Here is a 17,980-nt window from a genome sequence, read left to right as displayed (position 1 = left end):
TCAGCGGCTCGTCGGCGCCGTGCGCCGGGCGACGAGGCGGGCGACCAGGTTGAGCAGCATGATGATCCCGATCAGCACGAGCGCGCCGGTCCAGGCGCGGTCGATGGAGTGCTGGCTGGGGTCGGCGGCCTGCTCCCAGATGAAGGTGGGCAGGGACGCCTGCGGTCCGTTGAACGGGTCGTTGTTGATCGCCTTGGTGAAGAAGATCGTGAGCAGCAGCGGCGCGGTCTCGCCCATGACGCGGGCGACGGCGAGCATCACGCCGGTCACCATCCCGGTCATCGCGGTGGGCAGGACGACGAAGCAGACCGTCCGCCAGCGCGGCACGCCGAGCGCGTAGGACGCCTCGCGCAGGTCGTTCGGGACGAGCTTCAGCATCTCCTCCGCGGACCTGACCACGGTCGGGATCATCAGGATCGTCAGCGACAGCGCCCCGGCGAACCCGGAGAACTGGAACCCGAACGTCAGCAGCCACAGCGCCAGCACGAACAGGCCGGCGACGATGGACGGGATGCCCGTCATCACGTCCACGGTGAAGCTGATGATCTTGCCGAGCCGCCCGTTGCCGGCGTACTCGACCAGGTAGATCGCGGTCAGGATGGACAGCGGGACGGCGATCGCGGTGGTGATCGCGACCTGCTCCAGGGTGCCGATGATGGCGTGGTAGGCGCCGCCGCCGGCGTCGCTGCCGCTGACCGCGTTCATCGAGAACTGGAAGAACGTGAGGTCGAGCCGCTTGGCGCCGTTGACGGCGACCGTCCACAGCACCGACACCAGCGGGACGAGCGCGAGCGCGAACGCCAGATAGACCAGCCCCTGGACGAGCCGGTCCTTGAATCTGCGGGCGGGCGACACCGAGGTCAGGCTCCCCGAGCCCGTGGACGCCGGGCCGCTGGACGCCGGGCCCTTGGACACCATGGTCACGCGAACTCCTTCCGGCGCGCGACGACCGCGCGGGCGGCGATGTTGACGACCAGGGTGATCACGAACAGCACGAGACCGGAGGCGATCAGCGCGCCGCGTCCGGTGACGGACGCCTCGGCGAAGCTGTTGGCGATGTTCGCGGCGAACGTCGCGCCGCCGTTCTCCAGGATGTGCCAGTTGATGCCGGGCACGAACGTCAGCACCATCGCGACGGCGATCGTCTCGCCCATCGCGCGGCCGAGGCCGAGCATCGACGCGCCGATCATGCCGGACCGCCCGTACGGCAGCACCGCCAGCCGGATCATCTCCCAGCGGGTCGCGCCGATGGCCAGGGCCGCCTCCACGTTGGCACGCGGGACCTGCAGGAACACCTCCCGGGAGATGGACGAGATGATCGGCAGGATCATGATCGCCAGCACCACCGAGGCGGTGAAGATCGAGTTCTTGCCGGGGCTGTCGCCGCCGAACAGCGGGATCCAGCCGAGCGCGCCGTTGAGGAAGGCGCTGATCCCCTCCATGTGCTGCGACAGGAACGCGAGGCCCCACAGCCCGTACACGATGCTGGGGACGGCGGCGAGCAGGTCGACGACGTAGCCGAGCCCGGACGCCAGCCGCCGCGGCGAGTAGAACGAGATGAACAGCGCGATCCCGATCGCGACCGGCGTGGCGATGAGCATCGCGAGCAGCGACGAGATCACCGTGCCGAACGCGAGCTGGGCGATGCCGAACTCCGGCGGCGAGGCGTTCGGGTTCCACGTCTGGCTGGTGAGGAAGTTCGCCTCGTTGTCCTGGAGGGCCGGGACCGCCTTCCACACGAGGAACGCGGCGATCGCGGCCACGATCGCCAGCACGGTGATGCCGGAGCCGCGGGCCGCGCCGGCGAAGATCCGGTCGCCGGCCCGTCCGGTGCCCATCGGCGCGCCGGCGCGCTCCCGGGCGGCCGCGTGCGCCCCGACGCCGGTCTCGGTGGTCATGGGGGAACCTCCTTGGATGGAACCCACTCCGGCCCCGCCGCCGAGGTCGTCGGCGGCGGGGCTGGAGGTGCGGTCGCGTGCCGTCAGGACAGGGCCTTCACGGACGCCTGGACCTTGGTGAGCACGCTCTGCGGCAGCGGCGCGTACCCGAGGCCGGTCAGGATCTTCTGGCCGTCCGCGCTGGAGGTGTAGGTCAGGAAGGACTTGACGAAACCGGCCTGCTCGGCGGGCAGCCCCTTCTCACAGGCGATCTCGTAGGTGACGAGGACGATCGGGTAGGCGCCCGGCTCCTTCGTCGCGTAGTCGATCTCCAGCGCGACGTCGTTGCCGGTGCCGGTGACCTTCGCGCCCGCGACGGCCTTGGACGCGCTCTCCGGCGACAGCTCGGTGTACTCGCCGGCGCCGTTCTTCACGTGCGCGGTCTGCAGCTTGTTGTTCGTCGCGTACGACATCTCGACGTAGGAGATGGCGCCCTCGGTGCTCTTCACCTGGCTGGTGACGCCGTCGGACTTGGCGGCGCCCTGGCCGGTGGAGTTCGGCCACTTCTTGGCCTTCTCCCACGTCCAGACGTCCGGCACGACGGTGTGCAGGTAGTTCGTGAAGTTGTCGGTCGTGCCCGACTCGTCCGAGCGGTAGACCGGCTTGATGTCGGACGACGGGAGCTTGGCGCCCTCGTTCTCCGTGGCGATCGCCGGGTCGTTCCACTTGGTGATCTTGCCGGAGAAGATCTTGGCGATGCTCTCGGGGGACAGCTTCAGCCCGTCCGCGCCCGGCACGTTGTAGACGACCGCGACGGGGCCGACGACCATCGGCAGGTTCAGCGCGCTGCCGCCCTCGCAGCGCTTCTGCGCGGCGGCGGCCTCCTCCGGCTTGAGCGCGGAGTCGGAGCCGGCGAACGACACCTGCCCGCTGGTGAACGCCTGGATGCCCGCCCCGGAACCGCTCGGGTTGTAGTTCAGGTTGGCGCCCGCGCACTTGCTCGCGTAGAGCTTCGTCCACTCCTCGATCGCGTTCTTCTGCGCGCTCGATCCCGCCGCGTTGACGCTGGCCTTCGCGCAGTCGATGTCGCCTGCCGGCGCGCTGCTCGAGCTCGCCGTCGTGTTGTTGTCGCTCCCGCAGGCGGACAGGGCCAGCGCGCCCGCGACGACCACACCGCCCAGGGCGGCGAGTCGGGAACCGTTCTTCACCGGAGGGTCTCCTCTTAGTTTCGTCGGCCGGGGTCCCCTCGTCCCGGCCTCGGCCGGACGTCGGGTTCGCCGTCGAGTGCGACGCTAGGCAGGCGAGGTGACCAGCCGCCCCGCTCCAGGTGAACGGCAGATGAACGGAGCCGTGCACGACCACGAAGAATGCCCCGATTTGCCATGGACGCTGGGTTAACAGCGCAGCTCACACAATCAAAAACCCGGTCGAGACACGCTCAACCGGGTTTGCGAACGCCCGAACGCGGGCAGTCGGCCGGGCCGCCGACAGGGTTAGGCGTACATGACGTCCACGGCGTATCTGGTGAAGCCGAGGGACTCGTAGAGGCGGACGGCGGCGACGTTCGATTCGTCCACGTAAAGCATGATCTGGTCCATGCCGGTGTCGCGCAGGTGATGCAGACCGCGCAGCGTGAGGGTGCGGCCCAGGCCGAGGCCCTGCGCGTCGGGGTCGACTCCGACCACGTACACCTCGCCGATCCTGCCGGGGTGGACCTTCGTCCAATGGAAGCCGGCGAGCCGCCCGTCGCGCTCGGCGAGGAAGAAGCCCGCCGGGTCGAACCAGTCCTCGGCCTCGCGCTCGCGGACGTCGTCCATCGTCCAGGCGCCCTGCTCGGGGTGGTCGGCGAAGGCGCGGGCGTTGACGTCCAGCCACGCCCGCTCGTCCTGGCCTGGCTCGAAGGCGCGGAGGGTCACCCCGTCCGCGACGCGCGTCTCCGGCAGCGGATCGGACGCGGGGCGCCGCAGCTGGAACAGCGCGCGGACCCGCGCCATCCCCGCCGAGTCCGCCAGCGCGGCGGCGGCCGGAAGATCGCCGTGCGCCCACACCCGCAGCGGGCCGCCCGCCTCGTCCCGCAGTGCCCGGAGCAGTGCGCGCCCGTGCCCGCGGCGCCGGTGGTCCGGGTGGACGACCAGCTCCCCCGCCGCGGGCTCGTCGCCGCTCGCGGGGTCGAAGTGCGCATAGGCCACGAGCGCTCCGCCGTCGGTGACCGCCAGGCCGGGGCGTCCGCCGCGCAGCGCCAGCAGCGCGTGCTCGGACAGCGGCCCCACACCGTCGGCCCGCTCGGCCGCGTCCGCCAAGGCCAGCGCCTCGGCGGCCTCGTCATCACCCAGCGTCCCGCGCGCCCGCAGCTCACTCACGTCCGCAACCCTATGCGGCGGGACGAACCGGCCGCTCGTCCGGGCCTCGCCCAGTGTCCTGATCGATTTGTCACAGAAACGTCACCGTGTCGCCGGGAACCGTATGCCGGGCGAACCTACCGTCCACAGAATGACTCGACGACGCACCATCCTGGCCTGCGCCGCGGCGGGGCTGACGGTCGTGGGACTGGCGGCGCAACCGGCCGCCGCCCGTCCCGCACCGACCGCGTCCGTGCGCCTGCTCGCCCTCAACGACTTCCACGGCAACCTGGAACCGCCGTCCGGAAGCTCGGGGAGGGCGATCGACGAGAACGGCGACACCGTCCTCGCCGGCGGCGCCGCCTACATCGCGGCCCACCTCAAGCAGCTGCGGAACCGCGACACCCTCACCGTCGCCCAGGGCGACCTGATCGGCGCCTCGCCGCTGATCTCCGCCGCCTACCACGACGAGCCGTCCGTCCAGTTCATGGGGGACATCGGCGTGACGGCGTCGGCGGTCGGCAACCACGAGTTCGACGAGGGCTACCAGGAGCTGCTGCGCATCCAGAACGGCGGCTGCCACCCCGTCGACGGCTGCTCCCCCGAGGGCGAGTGGCGCGGCGCGAAGTTCGACTACCTCGCCGCCAACGTGCTGAAGAAGCGCGGCCACCGCGAACGCCCGATCCTGAAGCCGTGGACGATCCGGCGCATCAACGGCGTCCGCGTCGGGTTCATCGGCGTCGTCACCAAGACCACCCCGAGCATCGTGACCGCCGAGGGCATCAAGGGCCTGAGGTTCGACGACGAGGTCGCCGCCGCGAACCGGGCCGCGCGCGAGCTGAAGCGCCGGCACGTCCGCGCGATGGTGCTGCTCGTCCACGAGGGCGACCAGGTCCAGCCCGGGACCCGCCCCGACCAGTGCGGCATCATCCCCGGCGCCGGGTCGCGCATCGCGCAGGAGGCCGACCCCGAGATCGACATGGTCCTTTCGGGCCACACGCACCAGCAGTACCTCTGCTCGGTCAAGGACCCGGACGGGCAGCCGCGCCTGTTCTCCTCCGGCTCGTCCTTCGGCCGCGTGATCACCGAGGTCAACCTCAAGGTGAACCGGCGGACCGGCGACATCATCCGCTCGTCCGTGAAGGCCGACAACCACGTCGTCACGCGCGACATCGCGCCCGACCCGGCGACGGAGAAGTTCGTCCAGACCTGGAAGGACCGCGTCGCCACCATCGCCGACAAGCCCATCGGCAAGATCACCGCGGACCTGACCCGCACGCCGTCCGCCGCGGGCGAGACCCCGCTCGGCGACGTGATCGCCGACGCCCAGCTCGCCGGCACGCGGGACCTCGGCGCGCAGGTGGCGCTGATGAACCCCGGCGGCGTCCGCACCGACCTCACCTACGCGGCGAGCGGCTCGGAGGGGGACGGCGTCGTCACCTACGGCGAGGCGTTCGCCGTCCAGCCGTTCAGCAACGTGATGGGCGTGACGTCCCTGACCGGCGCGCAGCTCGACGCCCTCCTGGAGCAGCAGTGGACGTCCGCGGGCGAGAAGATCCTCCAGCCGTCGGCGAACCTGCACTTCACCATCGACCGCTCCAAGCCCGTCGGCGACCGCGTGTCCGCCATCACGGTCGACGGCGCCCCCGTCGACCCGGCGGCCACCTACAAGGTCGCGGCGAACAACTTCCTCCTCGGCGGCGGTGACGGCTTCACCGTCTTCACCGAGGGCACCGGCCAGGTCCTCGGCGCCATTGACCTGGACACCTTCGTCGCCTACTTCAACGCCCAGGGCGCCGTCCCGCCCCCGCCCCTCACCCGCATCTCCGGCCAGTAACCCCCGGTGACCACGAAACGGCCCGCCGCCCCGGGAGGGACGGCGGGCCGTTCCGCTGGATCAGGCGTCCGTCGAGAGGGCGTCCGTCGAGACGGCGTCCGTCGAGACGGCGTCCGTCGAGATCATGCGCCGAAGAAGTGGACGACGTAGTAGACGACCGCGGCGACCGCGGCGGCGGCGGGCATGGTGAGGACCCAGGCCACCAGGATGTTGCCGGCGACGCCCCAGCGGACGGCGGACAGCCGCTTGGTGGCGCCCGCCCCCATGATCGCCGACGTGATCGTGTGGGTGGTGGAGATTGGAGCGTGCCAGATGAACGCGGTGGTGTAGAGCACGATGGAGGCCGTCGCCTCGGCGGCGAAGCCCTTCGGCGGATCGACCTCGATGACCTTGCGGCCGAGCGTGCGCATGATGCGCCAGCCGCCCGCGTACGTCCCGGCGGAGAGCGCGCCCGCACAGACGATGATCACCCACCAGGGCACCGTGCTGCCGTCCGCGTGCCCGGTGGTGACGAGCGCGAGGACGATGATGCCCATCGTCTTCTGGGCGTCCTGCAGGCCGTGCCCGAGCGCGAGCGACGCCGCGGACATGGTCTGCGCGATGCGGAACCGGCGGCCGACCCGGGACGGATTGGCGCGCCGGAAGATCCACAGGATCGCGACCATCACCATGTAGGCGAGGCAGAACCCGACGACGGGCGACGCCACCATGGGGATCGCGACCTTGTCGACGACGGTGGACCAGTTCACCGACGACAGCGACGCCAGCCCGGCGCCGACGACGCCGCCGATGAGGGCGTGCGAGGACGACGACGGCAGCCCGAAGTACCAGGTGATGAGGTTCCAGGTGATCGCGCCGAGCACGCCGGCGGCGACCACGGTGAGCCCGTGCAGGCCGTCCGGCGGGGTGATGACCTCGCTGACGGTCTTGGCGACGCCCACGCCGAGCAGGGCGCCGATCATGTTCATGGCGGCGGCCATGCCGAGCGCGACGCGCGGTGTCAGCGCGCGGGTGGAGACCGCCGTGGCGATCGCGTTGGCCGCGTCGTGGAAGCCGTTGGTGTAGTCGAACACCAGCGCCACGATGACGACCAGGACGAGGACGGCCATCTGGGCGTCGCTGCGGAGCCCGAGCGCGCCGCCCAGCATGACCAGCAGGATGCCGGCCAGCAGCAGCAGCCAGGCCCGGCCGGTGACCCGGCGCGTGGCCTGCTCCCCAAGGGAGGCCGCATCATCCTCCGGGGAGGGTTCCCGGGTGGCGGTCACGCCGGGATCCTTGGCTGCGCTCATGATTCCTTGACCGCGATGGTCTCGACGGTGTTGGCGACGTGCTCGAAAGCGTCCGCCGCGTCCTCCAGCCGGTCGATGACCTGCTTCATCTTCAGCACCGTCAGCGTGTCGTACTCGCCGCTGAACAGCTGCGCGAGCAGCTTGCGGTACACCTGGTCGCCCTGGTTCTCGAGCCGGTTGATCTCGATCCAGTACTCGTTGAGCTCCTTCATCGAGCGCAGCCTCGGCATGGCCTCGGCGGTCAGCTCGGCGGCCCGTTCGAGGACCTCGACCATCGCGACGATGCCCTTGGGGAACTCCTCGATCTTGTAGAGGACGACGAGGTCCGCCGCCTCCTCCATCTCGTCCATGACGTCGTCTATGGTCGACGCCAGCTGGTAGATGTCCTCGCGGTCGAAGGGCGTGATGAACGTTTCGTTCAGCCGCCGCATGATCGCGTGGGTGCATTCGTCGCCCGCATGCTCGCAGGCACGCATCTTCTCCGCGATCGCCGCCCGGTCGGCGCCGTCGCTGATGAGTTCCACGAGAAGCCTGGCGCCGGTGACCAGGTTGTTCGCCGAGTCGGTGAACATGTCGTAGAAGCTGTCCTCACGCGGCGTGAGACGCAAGCGCACGTCGTTCTCCTGATGTGCTGGAACAGTCCGCAGAGGATCGTAGGCGCTACCCGCCGTAAAAAGAACCTTTGCCCCAGCTTCGGCTGGTGTCACCCATCCTCTCACCTCCAAGATTGCCCTAGATCACCAGGTACATACCCCTTGCAGGCTGCCCTATCTGGCGCGATGCCCGCCGGTTCGGCGTCCGGCGGCGTCCCATGGCGGTCACCTGCGGCGGCGCGCCCGGCGGGGCGTGAGATTCGTTACACCACTCCGCGTGGCCGCCCGCCGGGCGGCGGCCGGACGGCGGCCGGGCAGCGCCCGAGCGGCGGCCTGGCAGCGGCCGGGCGGCGGGCCTGCGGGCCGTCGGGGCTGGAAATGGCGAACCGGGGACGCCTCGAATCGGCGTCCCCGGAACCTGCGAGCCCGCGGGAACTAGTCCTGCGGCGTGAGCTCGCGACGACCGGCAGCGTCGGACCGAACCCCGAGCACCATGTCGATTTCCGCGACGGTCAGCGGCCGCTCCGCCGCCGCCACCGCACTGAGCATCTCGGCATAGAGTTCGATCTCGTCCAGCGCGACACGGTCGTGGACGCGCAGATCGAGATACTGGCGCACCGCGTCCACCTCCGTTCTTCCCCCACACCCAAGTTCGAGGCTACGCTTCCGGCCTCGACGGGCACATGACCCAAGAGGGCCATTCGCGGACCACCTTGCCCCCTGGTCTTCCCGGGTGATGCCCATCTGATGCCACCGTCCCGCCTGAAGGAGACACGTCCCGCCCGGACGGGACGCGGCCCAGGATCAGCCGCCCGCCCGGAAGTCCCCGAGGAGCTGCTCAAGCGGCGTTTCGGGCAGGTCGCGGGCGCTCAGCCGGGCCACGGTCGCGGCGTTGACGTCGGCGCCCGCCAGCCGGGCCGCCTGCCGCGCCACCGTCTGCTCGAACAGCGCGCGGACGGTCCGGGCGTAGGCGAACCGGGGGTCCTCGCGCATCCCGGCCAGCCGGGACAGCAGCTCGACGCGCAGCTCCTCGTCCAGCATGTAGAGATCGCGTTCGGCGTAGCTCTGGAAGAGCCGCACCATGTCGCGGTCGCCCATCCCGGTGAACTCCAGGACCCGGCCGAACTCGGCGCGGAACGCGGGGTTGCCCGCGAGGAACCCCTCCATCTCCGCGGCCGGGCTGGAGCAGACGACGATGAACCGGCCCTCGCCCATGCGGCGCAGCAGTTCGCCGACCACGGCGGGCGTCCGGTCGAGCCGGTACGCCTCCTGGATGAGCAGCACGCCGCCGAGCGCCTGGTCGACCATGGCGGCGACCCGGTTGCGCGTGTCGACCTGGTCGCGTCCCGCCAGGTGGACGGGACGGCACGCCACCACATGCCCGGACCGCAGCAGCCCCAGCGCCGCGTAGACGCCGCCCACGAGCCCCGCCACGGTCGTCTTGCCCGTGCCGGGCGGGCCGGTGAACACCAGGTGCCGGACGTCGCCGCCGGACACCCCGTACCGGGCCCGGTCGGCGGCGAGCGCGGCCTCCTCGGCCAGCTCCCGCACCGCCGCCTTGACGTCGTCCAGCCCGGTGAGGTGGTCGAGTTGCCGCAGGTAGCCGTCGATGTCGCCGGGCGGACGCAGCGCAGGCTCGATGCCCTCCGCGACGCCGGCGAGGTCGTCGGGGGTGAGGACGAGCCGGTCGTGGGACGCCCCGGCGCGCTCCATGTTCCGCTGCGCCGCCTGGTCCAGGTACGCCTCGACGAGCCGGGCGTTGACCAGGTCGCCGGGCCCGCGGAGCCGCTCCAGGTCCGCCCGGACGGTCTCCAGCGCGGACGCGCCGATCGTGACGCGCCGCTCGTCCGCCAGCAGGTGCAGCAGCGTCATCCGGTTGTCGAGGTCGCTGAAGTCGGGCAGCCGGTGGACGCGGAACGCCTGCACGAGCTTCGGATGCTCCTGCAGCAGCCGCCGGTACGCGCGCGGCTCGCACGTCGCGATCACCGGCGTCGTGTTCACCGGGTCGCGGCGGGCGCGGCGCACCGCGCCGACGACGGCGCCCGGATCGGCCGCGTCGTTGATCGCGACGTCCAGCCGCTCGAACAGGATCACCGGGCCGGGCTGGGCGAGGATCTGCCCGATCCGCTCCGGCGGCGCGTTCCGGACGTCCTCGGCGTCGTGCGCGCGGATCGACCCGTCGCCGAGGCCCGCGTTCGCCAGCGTCAGCGCGATCATCCGGGACAGCCTGCGCTGCCCCGAGTGCGGGTCGCCGACCAGCAGCACGCCCGGCAGGCCCGACTTGATCGCGCTGGGCGCGCCGTCCACCCGGGTCGCCTCGAACTGGCCGCCGCTCGGCGCGTTCCACTCCTCGGCCTGCGCGCGGACGTCGGTGAGCAGGACGGACGCGTCGTGCTCCGCGTAGAGGAACGCGAACCCGAACCGCTCCAGGACGCGGCGGGTGCTGCGGTCGCTCGGCGGCGGGATCTCGTCGACGGGACGTTCCGGGGACGGCGTGTCGTCCAGGAAGTCGAAGTCGCCGACCATCGTCTTGGACATGACCCTCGTCCCCGGAGGGTTCGCTCCCGGGCCGCCCGCCGGCACGGGCGGCGGGGCCGCGTCGTCCTCCAGGTCTCCGGGACCGAGGATGCGCGTGCCGGGCGGCTGGTTCGGCGCCGGGCCGCCCTGCTGGGGCGGGCCGGGCTGCGCGGGCTGCGGGGACACCTGGCCGCCTTCGACGCGGGTCGAGTAGGCGTCGAACGCCGTCGCCATCGGCTCGGCCAGGCCCTGCTGACGCACCGGATCCGCCGACGCGGGCTGGTTCGGCGCTGGCTGGTTCGACGCCACGGGCTGATTCGGCGCGGGCTGACTCTGAGGCGGCTGGACCGGCGGCTGGACGGGCTGCTGGACGGGCGGTTGCGGTGGGGCGGCGCCGGCCGGCTGGTAGCCGAGCTGCGTGTAGGGCGGCGCGAAGTCCTCGTCCACCTCCTCCTCGGGCGGCGAGAAACCGCCGAGCTGCGGGTCCGGCTGCGGAGCCGGCGCCGGGTCCGCCTGCACGGGCTCCGGCGGAGGCGGCGCCGGACTCTGCATGGGTGCCGGGTTCTGCATCGGCGCAGGACTCTGCATCGGCGCGGGACTCTGCATGGGGGCGGGCTGTGGCGGGGCGGCGGGGCGCTGGAAACCGAGTTCGGTGTAGGGCGGCGCCGCGTTGGCCTCGTCGTCCTCGCCCGCGGAACCGCTGATGAGCGGGTCCGGCGAGGCGAACGCGGCCTGCTGGCCGTGCCCCGGCATCTGGTCGTGCGCCGGCATCTGATCGTGCCCCGGCGCGGCGGCCGGGCCGGGCGCGTTCTCCCAACCGGGCTGCGCGGGCGGCTGCACGAACGGCCGGTCGGGCCCGGACGGCGTCCCCTGCGGCTGCGGCGGCGTCCCCGGCGCGAGGCCGGGCTGGCTCTGCATGCCGAACGGCGCCGGCTGCGCGGGCGCGGGATTCGGCGGCGGCGTGGCCGGCACCGGGGAGGCGGTGGTGGCGCGGGCCCGGTTGCGGCCGACGATCCCGGCGATGATCGCGGTCGGGACGGGGAAGCCGCGCGGCCGCGCGGGCATCCCGCCGAGCCGGCACCAGGCCAGGTCGACCTCGTACATCGCGGCCAGCAGCGACTCGGCGCCCGGCCCGGACCCGGCCGCCGACCGCAGCGGCTCGGGAAGGCGCATGTCCTCGGGCCAGAGGCGGCGCAGCGGATGCCCCTTCTGCTCCGCCACCGCCTGCACCGTGTACCGGATCTCCGGGTCGAGCCACGGCACGATCGTGCCCACCATGTCCTTGCGGACGACGTTGAGGTCGGCGGCGAGCAGCGCGGCGGCCACCAGGCGGGGCTCCAGATAGGCCGGGTCCACCGGATCGCCCGACAGCTCCGCGATCAGCTCGCTGAGCGTGTAGAAGGCGTGCCGGAAGTTGTCCCCCGGCGAGCTCTCGTTCCGCAGCGAGGGGACCAGGTTCGGCGGGCACCGGGTGAGCCACTGCTGGACGATCGCCTGGTCCCCGTACGGCAGCGCCCCGTAGTCGACGGTCGGGTTGGCGAGCGTGGTGCCGAGGATGGCGAGCAGCGCGTCCGCCCGCACCTGGAACCGGACGTCCTCGCGGAGCGCGCTGGCGACGGCCCACATCGTCCGCAGGACGACGACCGCCGCGTCCACCCGGCTGGCGCGCAGCCGTTCGGCGTACAGCGCGACGAGCGACTCGAGGGTGGGCGGGGTGAGCCAGCGGGGGCCGTCCACGTCCGGGAGGGGCCTGGCGCGGTACGGCTTCCAGAGGTCGAGCATCTGCGCGTCGAGCCGCGCGTCGAACGCGGGGGCGGCCGAGCACCACAGCATCACGCCCCACGCGGCGGCGACGGTGGACGGCGTCTCGGTCGTGAAGTCGGGCCACCGGTGCGGGTAGTCGGGCGCGGGCAGCACGGCCGCCGATTCCAGCGTCGACCGGACGCGCGACGTCAGTTGCGTCGCGAACCCGTGCCCGACGAACGGCAGCCCCGACGGCGGGTCGTAGCCGAAGTCGGGCCCGGCCGGGACGACGTGCGGCGGCAGGTTGGGCACCTGCCCGACGCCCTGCTGCGCCGACCGCGCCGCCATCCGGACGGCGGGCGTGCGGGGCGGCGGGCACAGGTACCACTGCCCGTCGGACGGGTGCAGCCGGTACCAGCGGGCCCACGCGCCGAACAGCCACCACGTCCCGTCCGGGAGGACGAGCATGCGGCCGCCGATGGCGTGGTGCCGCTGCTGCGGGGGCGCCGTCGGCCACCACGCGGCGGCCACCATCGCCCGCGTGTCGCGCTCCGCCCCCGTGAACGGATCCGCGGCGTACGGATCCTGCCCCCGCTGCGGGCTGGGCGGCGGAGCACTGCCATAGCCCGGTCCCCACACCACGAAGGTCATCGTAGTCAGGAGAAATCGCCCGGGGCCTGCCTGACCGGCGCAGAAGCCGTATCGCCGCAGGTCAGCGGGGCCCTAAACCGGGCTTGACGGTGGGCCGGGGGCGGGCGGGGGCCCGGCGTTGGCCGGGGTCACTCCCACGCGGCGGCGCGGTGCTTGGCGGCCTTCTCCATGTAGATCGTCGGGGTGTGCTCCAGGACGAGCCGGTCGCCGTCGTTCAGCTCCCGGACGACCTTGCCGGGCGTCCCGGCGACGAGCACCCCGGACGGGATCTTCTTGCCCGGCGGCACCAGCGCGCCGGCGGCGATCAGCGTCCCCGCCCCGATCCGGGCGCCGTTCAGCACGATCGCGCCGATGCCGATGAGCGCGCCGGTCTCGACGTGCGCGCCGTGCACCATCGCCTTGTGGCCGAGGCTGACCCGGTCCTCCAGGATCGCGGGCATCCCCGGGTCGCAGTGCAGGCAGGACAGGTCCTGGATGTTGCACTCGTCGCCGACGACGATCTCCTCGTCCTCGGCGCGCAGCACCGAGCCGTACCAGACGCTGGCCGCGCGGCCCAGCGTCACCCGCCCGACGACGACGGCACCGGGCGCGACCCACGCCTCCGGGTCGATCTTCGGCCGGTCGTCACCCAACGCTCCGAGGTAGCTCATGCGGCCGATGCTAGGACGCGTCCCGCCCCGTCCCGGACGCCGGGTCCGCCGCCGGGTCCGCCGCCGGGTCCGCCACCGGGTCCACCGCCGGTCCGCCACCGGTCCGCCGCCCGAGAAGCGGACTTTGCCGGGATTAGATACCTTGTCGAGCCCACCCAGATGAAGAAACGGCAGCAAGAACCGCGATTCGGTTGCGCGAATGGGGTGAGCCGGACAAGAGTCGTGCTGACGTTTCCATGTGGCCCGCTCAGGCGGGTGAGGCTGTTATCGCAACCGACCCTGACGGGGTGATGACCCCCGCCAACGACCCCCAAGGCACCATGAGCAACGAAGCCGAGATCCTCCCGAACCTCCTCCAAGACGAGTCCTTCGAGATCGTGATGCGCGGCTACAACCGCCGTCAGGTCGACGACTACATCGCCCGCGCCCTGCAGAAGCACCGCGAACTGGAGGCGCGGCTCGCCCGCGCCCAGGACGACGGCGAGCGCCTCCGCCGCGAGATGGCCGAACTCCGGGAGGCGCGCAAGCCCACCGGCGACGACCTGAGCGACCGGCTCCGCCAGATCATCAACCTCGCCGAGGACGAGGCCCAGGACAAGGTCGCCCAGGCCGAGGCCAAGGGCGCCGAGATCCGCGAGGACGCCGAGCACGAGTCGAAGCGGATCATCGACGACGCCCGCGCGCACGCCGACAAGAACCTCGCCCAGGCGCAGGACAAGGCCGACCACGTGCTCGCGTCCGCCAAGAAGGAGTCGGACAGCGTCCTGTCGTCGGCCAAGCAGGAGGCCGAGCAGACGGTGACGAGCGCGCGGCTGGAGGCCGAGCGCACCCTCACCGCGTCCGAGCGCCGCGCCAGCGTGATCAACGAGGGCGCCACGCAGCGGCTCACCGCGCTGACCAAGAACCACACCCAGGCCCTGCAGCGCCTCACCGAGATCAGCGACACGCTGCACCGGCTGCTCACGGTCGAGAACGAGGCCGGACCGCTGGAGAAGATGGTCGAGGACGCCGTCCGGCAGAGCGCCCCGCGCAAGCAGGCCCCGCCCGCCGCACCCGCGCCCGCGCCCGCCGCCGCGAAGCCGGCCCACGCACCGGCCCCGGCAGCCGCCAAGCCCGCCCAGGCCCCGGCGCCCAAGCCGGCCTCGGCCGCCCCGCCGGCGGCCCCGGCGATGAAGAAGCCCGAGCCCCCGGCCGCCGAGAACCCGGCCCCGCCCGCGCCGCCCGCTCCGCCCGCGCCGCCGCAGCCCAAGCCCGTCCGCCCGGCCGAGGACGCCGCCCCGCACCAGCCCCCGTCCCCGCCCCAGCAGCCCCGGGGCCCCATCGAGTTGTAGCTGCAGCTGTCCCTGGGGCGACCTCCTGGAACCCCCGCCGCGACGCAGGCGGGTCGGCCGGCCTGCGGGCGCAGAGCGCCCTCCGGCCGCCCGGCCCGTGATCGGTGGCTGAGGTCCCCGTCCAAAGGGGTCGCTTAGGATCTTTCGGATGAGCAAGCGGAAACACGCGCGGGGTGGGACCGTCCGGCCGGTCAGGTTCCTGGGGGATCCCGTGCTCCGGACCGAGTGCGACCCGGTGCGGACGTTCGACGCCTCCCTGGAGCGCCTCATCGACGACATGTTCGTGACCATGTACGACGAGGACGGCGCCGGGCTGGCGGCGAACCAGATCGGGGTCGGCCTGCGGCTGTTCGTGTACGACTGCGAGGACGACAAGGGACGCCGGCACATCGGCCACGTCGCCAACCCGGAACTGGTGGCCGCCGACGGCGAGCAGCTGATCGAGTCGGAGGGCTGCCTGTCCCTGCCCGGCCTGCGGTTCGAGACGCCTCGCCACGCGCACGCCGTCGTCGAGGGCGTCGACATGAAGGGCAGGCCCGTCCGCGTCGAGGGCACCGGCTACTTCGCGCGCTGCCTCCAGCACGAGTGCGGCCATCTGGACGGCGGCGTCTACATCGACGTCCTGTCCGGGGACGCGCGCCGCGAGGCGATGCGGGCCATCCGCGCACTTCAGCGGTGACCGGGTAGCACTCAACCGATCCTCTGCGGGTATTCAGCGGACGTTCAGGTTCGGCTGGAATCCTCTGCGATGATGTGGAGGGGGACTGGGCAAGTGACTGAGCGGCAGGCGAACGGCAGCGGCAAGGCGGCGACGGCGGAGGCGACCCTGCTCGTCGTCGAGGACGAGCCCAACATCCTGGAGCTCCTGGCCGGCAGCCTGCGCTTCACCGGGTTCGACGTGGTCACGGCGACCAACGGGGCGGACGCGGTGCAGTCGGCGCGGCGGCACCGTCCCGACCTGATCGTCCTGGACGTGATGCTGCCCGACATCGACGGGTTCGACGTCGCGCGGCGGCTGCGGTCCGGCGGCGACCACACCCCGGTGCTGTTCCTCACCGCGCGCGACGCGGTGCAGGACCGCATCAAGGGGCTGACGATCGGCGGCGACGACTACGTCACCAAGCCGTTCAGCCTGGAGGAGGTCATCGCCCGCATCCGGGCGGTGCTGCGCCGGTTCCGCGGCGGCGCGGCCGAGCCGCCGCCCCGGCTGGTGTTCGCGGACGTCGAGCTCGACGAGGACAGCCACGAGGTGTGGCGCGGCGGCCGCGCGATCCAGCTGTCGCCGACCGAGTTCAAGCTGCTGCGGTACTTCATGGCCAACGCGGGGCGCGTCGTGTCCAAGGCGCAGATCCTCGACCATGTGTGGAACTACGACTTCCGCGGCGACGCGGGGATCGTCGAGTCGTACGTGTCCGCGCTGCGCCGCAAGGTGGACAACGCCGAGCCGCGCCTCATCCACACCCTGCGCGGTGTGGGGTACGTCCTGCGCGAGCCGTCGAGATCGGGCTGATGGCCCCCCGCGTCCCGGCGTCCGCTCCGGCCGTCCCCGGGGCGCCGGAGCCGGGCGGCGGCGTCCCCGCCGGCCGGCGGTCCCCGTCGCCGCGCCGCGCGCTCGCGCGGCTGTGGGGGCGGACGTCGCTGCGCGTCAAGCTGATCGCCGGGATGCTCGTCCTGGTCACGTTCGGGATGACGGTGATGAGCGCGGCGGGGGCGTCGGTGCTGCGGCAGTACCTGGTCGGACGGGCCGACGACCAGCTGCGCAGCTCGGTGGGGCGGGCGATCGAGCAGGCCGTCCCGCAGCTGCGGCGCGGCGAGACCAACATCGACGTCCGGATCCCGAGTGAGATGTACGGGCAGGTCCGCACGAACGACGGCCATGTGCTGGGGCAGAACCCGGCGTGGAGCGAGACCGGCCATCCGCGGCTCCCCGCCGACCTGCGCAGGCACATCGACCGCCCGTTCACGGTGCGCGGGACGGGCGGTTCGCAGTGGCGGATCCTGGCCGAGCCGCTCCCGGGCGGGGTGATCGTCCTCGCGTTCAGCCTGGACGAGGTGGACCGCACCGTCCAGCGGCTGGTGGTGATCGACGCGATCGTGGGCCTGCTGGTGCTCGCCGTGCTGGTGGTGCTCGGGGTCTGGGTGGTGCGGGCGAGCCTGCGCCCGCTCGCCGCCGTGGAGGCGACCGCGGGCGCGATCGCGGCCGGGGACCTGTCCCGGCGCGTCCCGCAGGCCGATCCGCGGACCGAGATGGGCCGGCTCGGCGGGTCGCTGAACACGATGCTGGGGCAGATCGAGGCGGCGTTCGGGGCGCGCGCCGAGTCGGAGGCGGCGGCCCGGCGCTCGGAGGAGACGGCGCTGCGCTCGGAGGAGACCGCGCGGCGCTCGGAGGAGCGGATGCGGCGGTTCATCGCGGACGCCAGCCACGAGCTGCGCACCCCGCTGACCGCGATCCGCGGGTTCGCCGAGTTCTACCGGCAGGGCGCGGCCCGCAGCCCCGCGGAGCTGGACCGGCTGATCAGCCGGATCGAGGAGACCGCGTCCCGGATGGGGCTGCTCGTCGAGGACCTGCTGCTGCTCGCCCGGCTGGACCGGCAGCGCCCGATCGAGCGGCGCCCGGTGGACCTGCTCGCGGTCGCCGCCGACTCTGTCCAGGAGGCCAGGGTTCTCGCACCGGAGCGCAGGATAGACCTGTCGGTCGAGGGCGGGCTGGCGTACCAGGTGCACGGGGACGAGCCGCGGCTGCGGCAGGTGATCGGGAACCTGCTGACCAACGCGATCGCGCACACCCCCGAGGGGAGCCCGGTCGAGGTGCGGCTGACGTCCGGCACGCTGCGCGACGCCCCCGCCGCCGTCATCGCGGTCGCCGACCGGGGTCCCGGCCTCTCCCCCGAGCAGGCCGAACGCGTCTTCGAACGGTTCTACCGCGCGGACGAGGCCCGCTCCCGCGACTACGGCGGCGCCGGCCTCGGCCTCGCCATCGTCGCCGCGCTCGTCGCCGCCCACGAGGGCGTCGTGCAGGCCGAGTCGACACCGGGCGAGGGCGCCACATTCCGAGTAGTCCTCCCCCTGGACGACGACTAGCCCGCCCCCACCCAGCTTCCCCAGCTCCGTTGACCTGCGGCGTGTTGTTGTTTTCGACGCGCTCATAACAAC

Annotated in this window: 14 protein-coding genes; 5 read left to right on the top strand and 9 right to left on the bottom strand. The window is 72.5% G+C overall.

Annotated features, from left to right (window positions below; genetic code table 11):
- From pstA to mshD, 4 genes are all read right to left on the bottom strand, one after another.
- A complete protein-coding gene (gene pstA, locus ABZ806_RS20160) occupies nt 1-918 on the bottom strand; it encodes a phosphate ABC transporter permease PstA (RefSeq protein WP_500218904.1) in 918 nt (305 codons plus the stop codon).
- Nucleotides 919-920: 2 nt separating this feature from the next.
- Nucleotides 921-1,898 (bottom strand): phosphate ABC transporter permease subunit PstC, encoded by a 978-nt coding sequence (gene pstC, locus ABZ806_RS20155; RefSeq protein ID WP_500218844.1) that lies wholly within the window; start codon nt 1,896-1,898, stop codon nt 921-923.
- Nucleotides 1,899-1,981: 83 nt separating this feature from the next.
- Nucleotides 1,982-3,085, bottom strand: coding sequence for a phosphate ABC transporter substrate-binding protein PstS (gene pstS, locus ABZ806_RS20150; RefSeq protein WP_500218842.1), 1,104 nt, complete (start codon nt 3,083-3,085; stop codon nt 1,982-1,984).
- Between the two features lie 285 nt (nt 3,086-3,370).
- Nucleotides 3,371-4,237, bottom strand: coding sequence for a mycothiol synthase (gene mshD, locus ABZ806_RS20145; RefSeq protein ID WP_500218841.1), 867 nt, complete (start codon nt 4,235-4,237; stop codon nt 3,371-3,373).
- Between the two features lie 130 nt (nt 4,238-4,367).
- Here mshD and ABZ806_RS20140 point away from each other — a divergent pair, with 130 nt between their 5' ends.
- Nucleotides 4,368-6,053 (top strand): bifunctional metallophosphatase/5'-nucleotidase, encoded by a 1,686-nt coding sequence (locus ABZ806_RS20140; protein WP_500218840.1) that lies wholly within the window; start codon nt 4,368-4,370, stop codon nt 6,051-6,053.
- Nucleotides 6,054-6,175: 122 nt separating this feature from the next.
- On the opposite strand, the gene ABZ806_RS20135 is transcribed toward ABZ806_RS20140, so the two are convergent.
- From ABZ806_RS20135 to ABZ806_RS20115, 5 genes are all read right to left on the bottom strand, one after another.
- The gene (locus ABZ806_RS20135; protein WP_500218839.1) at nt 6,176-7,342 is read right to left on the bottom strand and encodes an inorganic phosphate transporter; all 1,167 of its coding nucleotides are present in this window, start codon (nt 7,340-7,342) and stop codon (nt 6,176-6,178) included.
- The gene (locus tag ABZ806_RS20130) at nt 7,339-7,956 is read right to left on the bottom strand and encodes a DUF47 domain-containing protein (RefSeq protein ID WP_500218838.1); all 618 of its coding nucleotides are present in this window, start codon (nt 7,954-7,956) and stop codon (nt 7,339-7,341) included. Before ABZ806_RS20130 ends, ABZ806_RS20135 begins: the two co-directional genes overlap by 4 nt.
- A gap of 414 nt (nt 7,957-8,370) precedes the next feature.
- On the bottom strand, nt 8,371-8,562 hold the full coding sequence (locus ABZ806_RS20125; protein ID WP_163052579.1) for a hypothetical protein: 192 nt from the start codon (nt 8,560-8,562) through the stop codon (nt 8,371-8,373).
- 177 nt (nt 8,563-8,739) lie between these two features.
- A complete protein-coding gene (locus tag ABZ806_RS20120) occupies nt 8,740-12,846 on the bottom strand; it encodes a hypothetical protein (protein ID WP_500218837.1) in 4,107 nt (1,368 codons plus the stop codon).
- A 128-nt stretch (nt 12,847-12,974) separates the two neighbouring features.
- A complete protein-coding gene (locus ABZ806_RS20115) occupies nt 12,975-13,496 on the bottom strand; it encodes a gamma carbonic anhydrase family protein (protein WP_500218836.1) in 522 nt (173 codons plus the stop codon).
- A gap of 320 nt (nt 13,497-13,816) precedes the next feature.
- Here ABZ806_RS20115 and ABZ806_RS20110 point away from each other — a divergent pair, with 320 nt between their 5' ends.
- The 4 genes from ABZ806_RS20110 (at nt 13,817) to ABZ806_RS20095 (ending at nt 17,908) form a co-directional block, all read left to right on the top strand.
- Entirely contained in the window at nt 13,817-14,827 is a 1,011-nt protein-coding gene (locus ABZ806_RS20110; protein ID WP_500218835.1) for a DivIVA domain-containing protein, read from the top strand.
- Between the two features lie 148 nt (nt 14,828-14,975).
- Nucleotides 14,976-15,506: a peptide deformylase gene (def, locus tag ABZ806_RS20105; RefSeq protein WP_500218834.1), complete on the top strand. Its 531-nt coding sequence runs from the start codon at nt 14,976-14,978 to the stop codon at nt 15,504-15,506.
- 93 nt (nt 15,507-15,599) lie between these two features.
- Nucleotides 15,600-16,337, top strand: coding sequence for a response regulator transcription factor (locus tag ABZ806_RS20100; protein WP_243714871.1), 738 nt, complete (start codon nt 15,600-15,602; stop codon nt 16,335-16,337).
- Nucleotides 16,337-17,908 (top strand): sensor histidine kinase, encoded by a 1,572-nt coding sequence (locus ABZ806_RS20095; RefSeq protein WP_500218833.1) that lies wholly within the window; start codon nt 16,337-16,339, stop codon nt 17,906-17,908. The genes ABZ806_RS20100 and ABZ806_RS20095 overlap by 1 nt, the downstream gene beginning before the upstream one ends.
- Nucleotides 17,909-17,980: the final 72 nt, after the last annotated feature.

The sequence above is a fragment of the Spirillospora sp. NPDC047418 genome (assembly GCF_040643275.1).
Classification (GTDB): domain Bacteria; phylum Actinomycetota; class Actinomycetes; order Streptosporangiales; family Streptosporangiaceae; genus Spirillospora.
The sequence above is the reverse complement of the archived record's forward strand: the minus strand, read 5'-3'. Positions and strand labels throughout refer to the sequence as shown.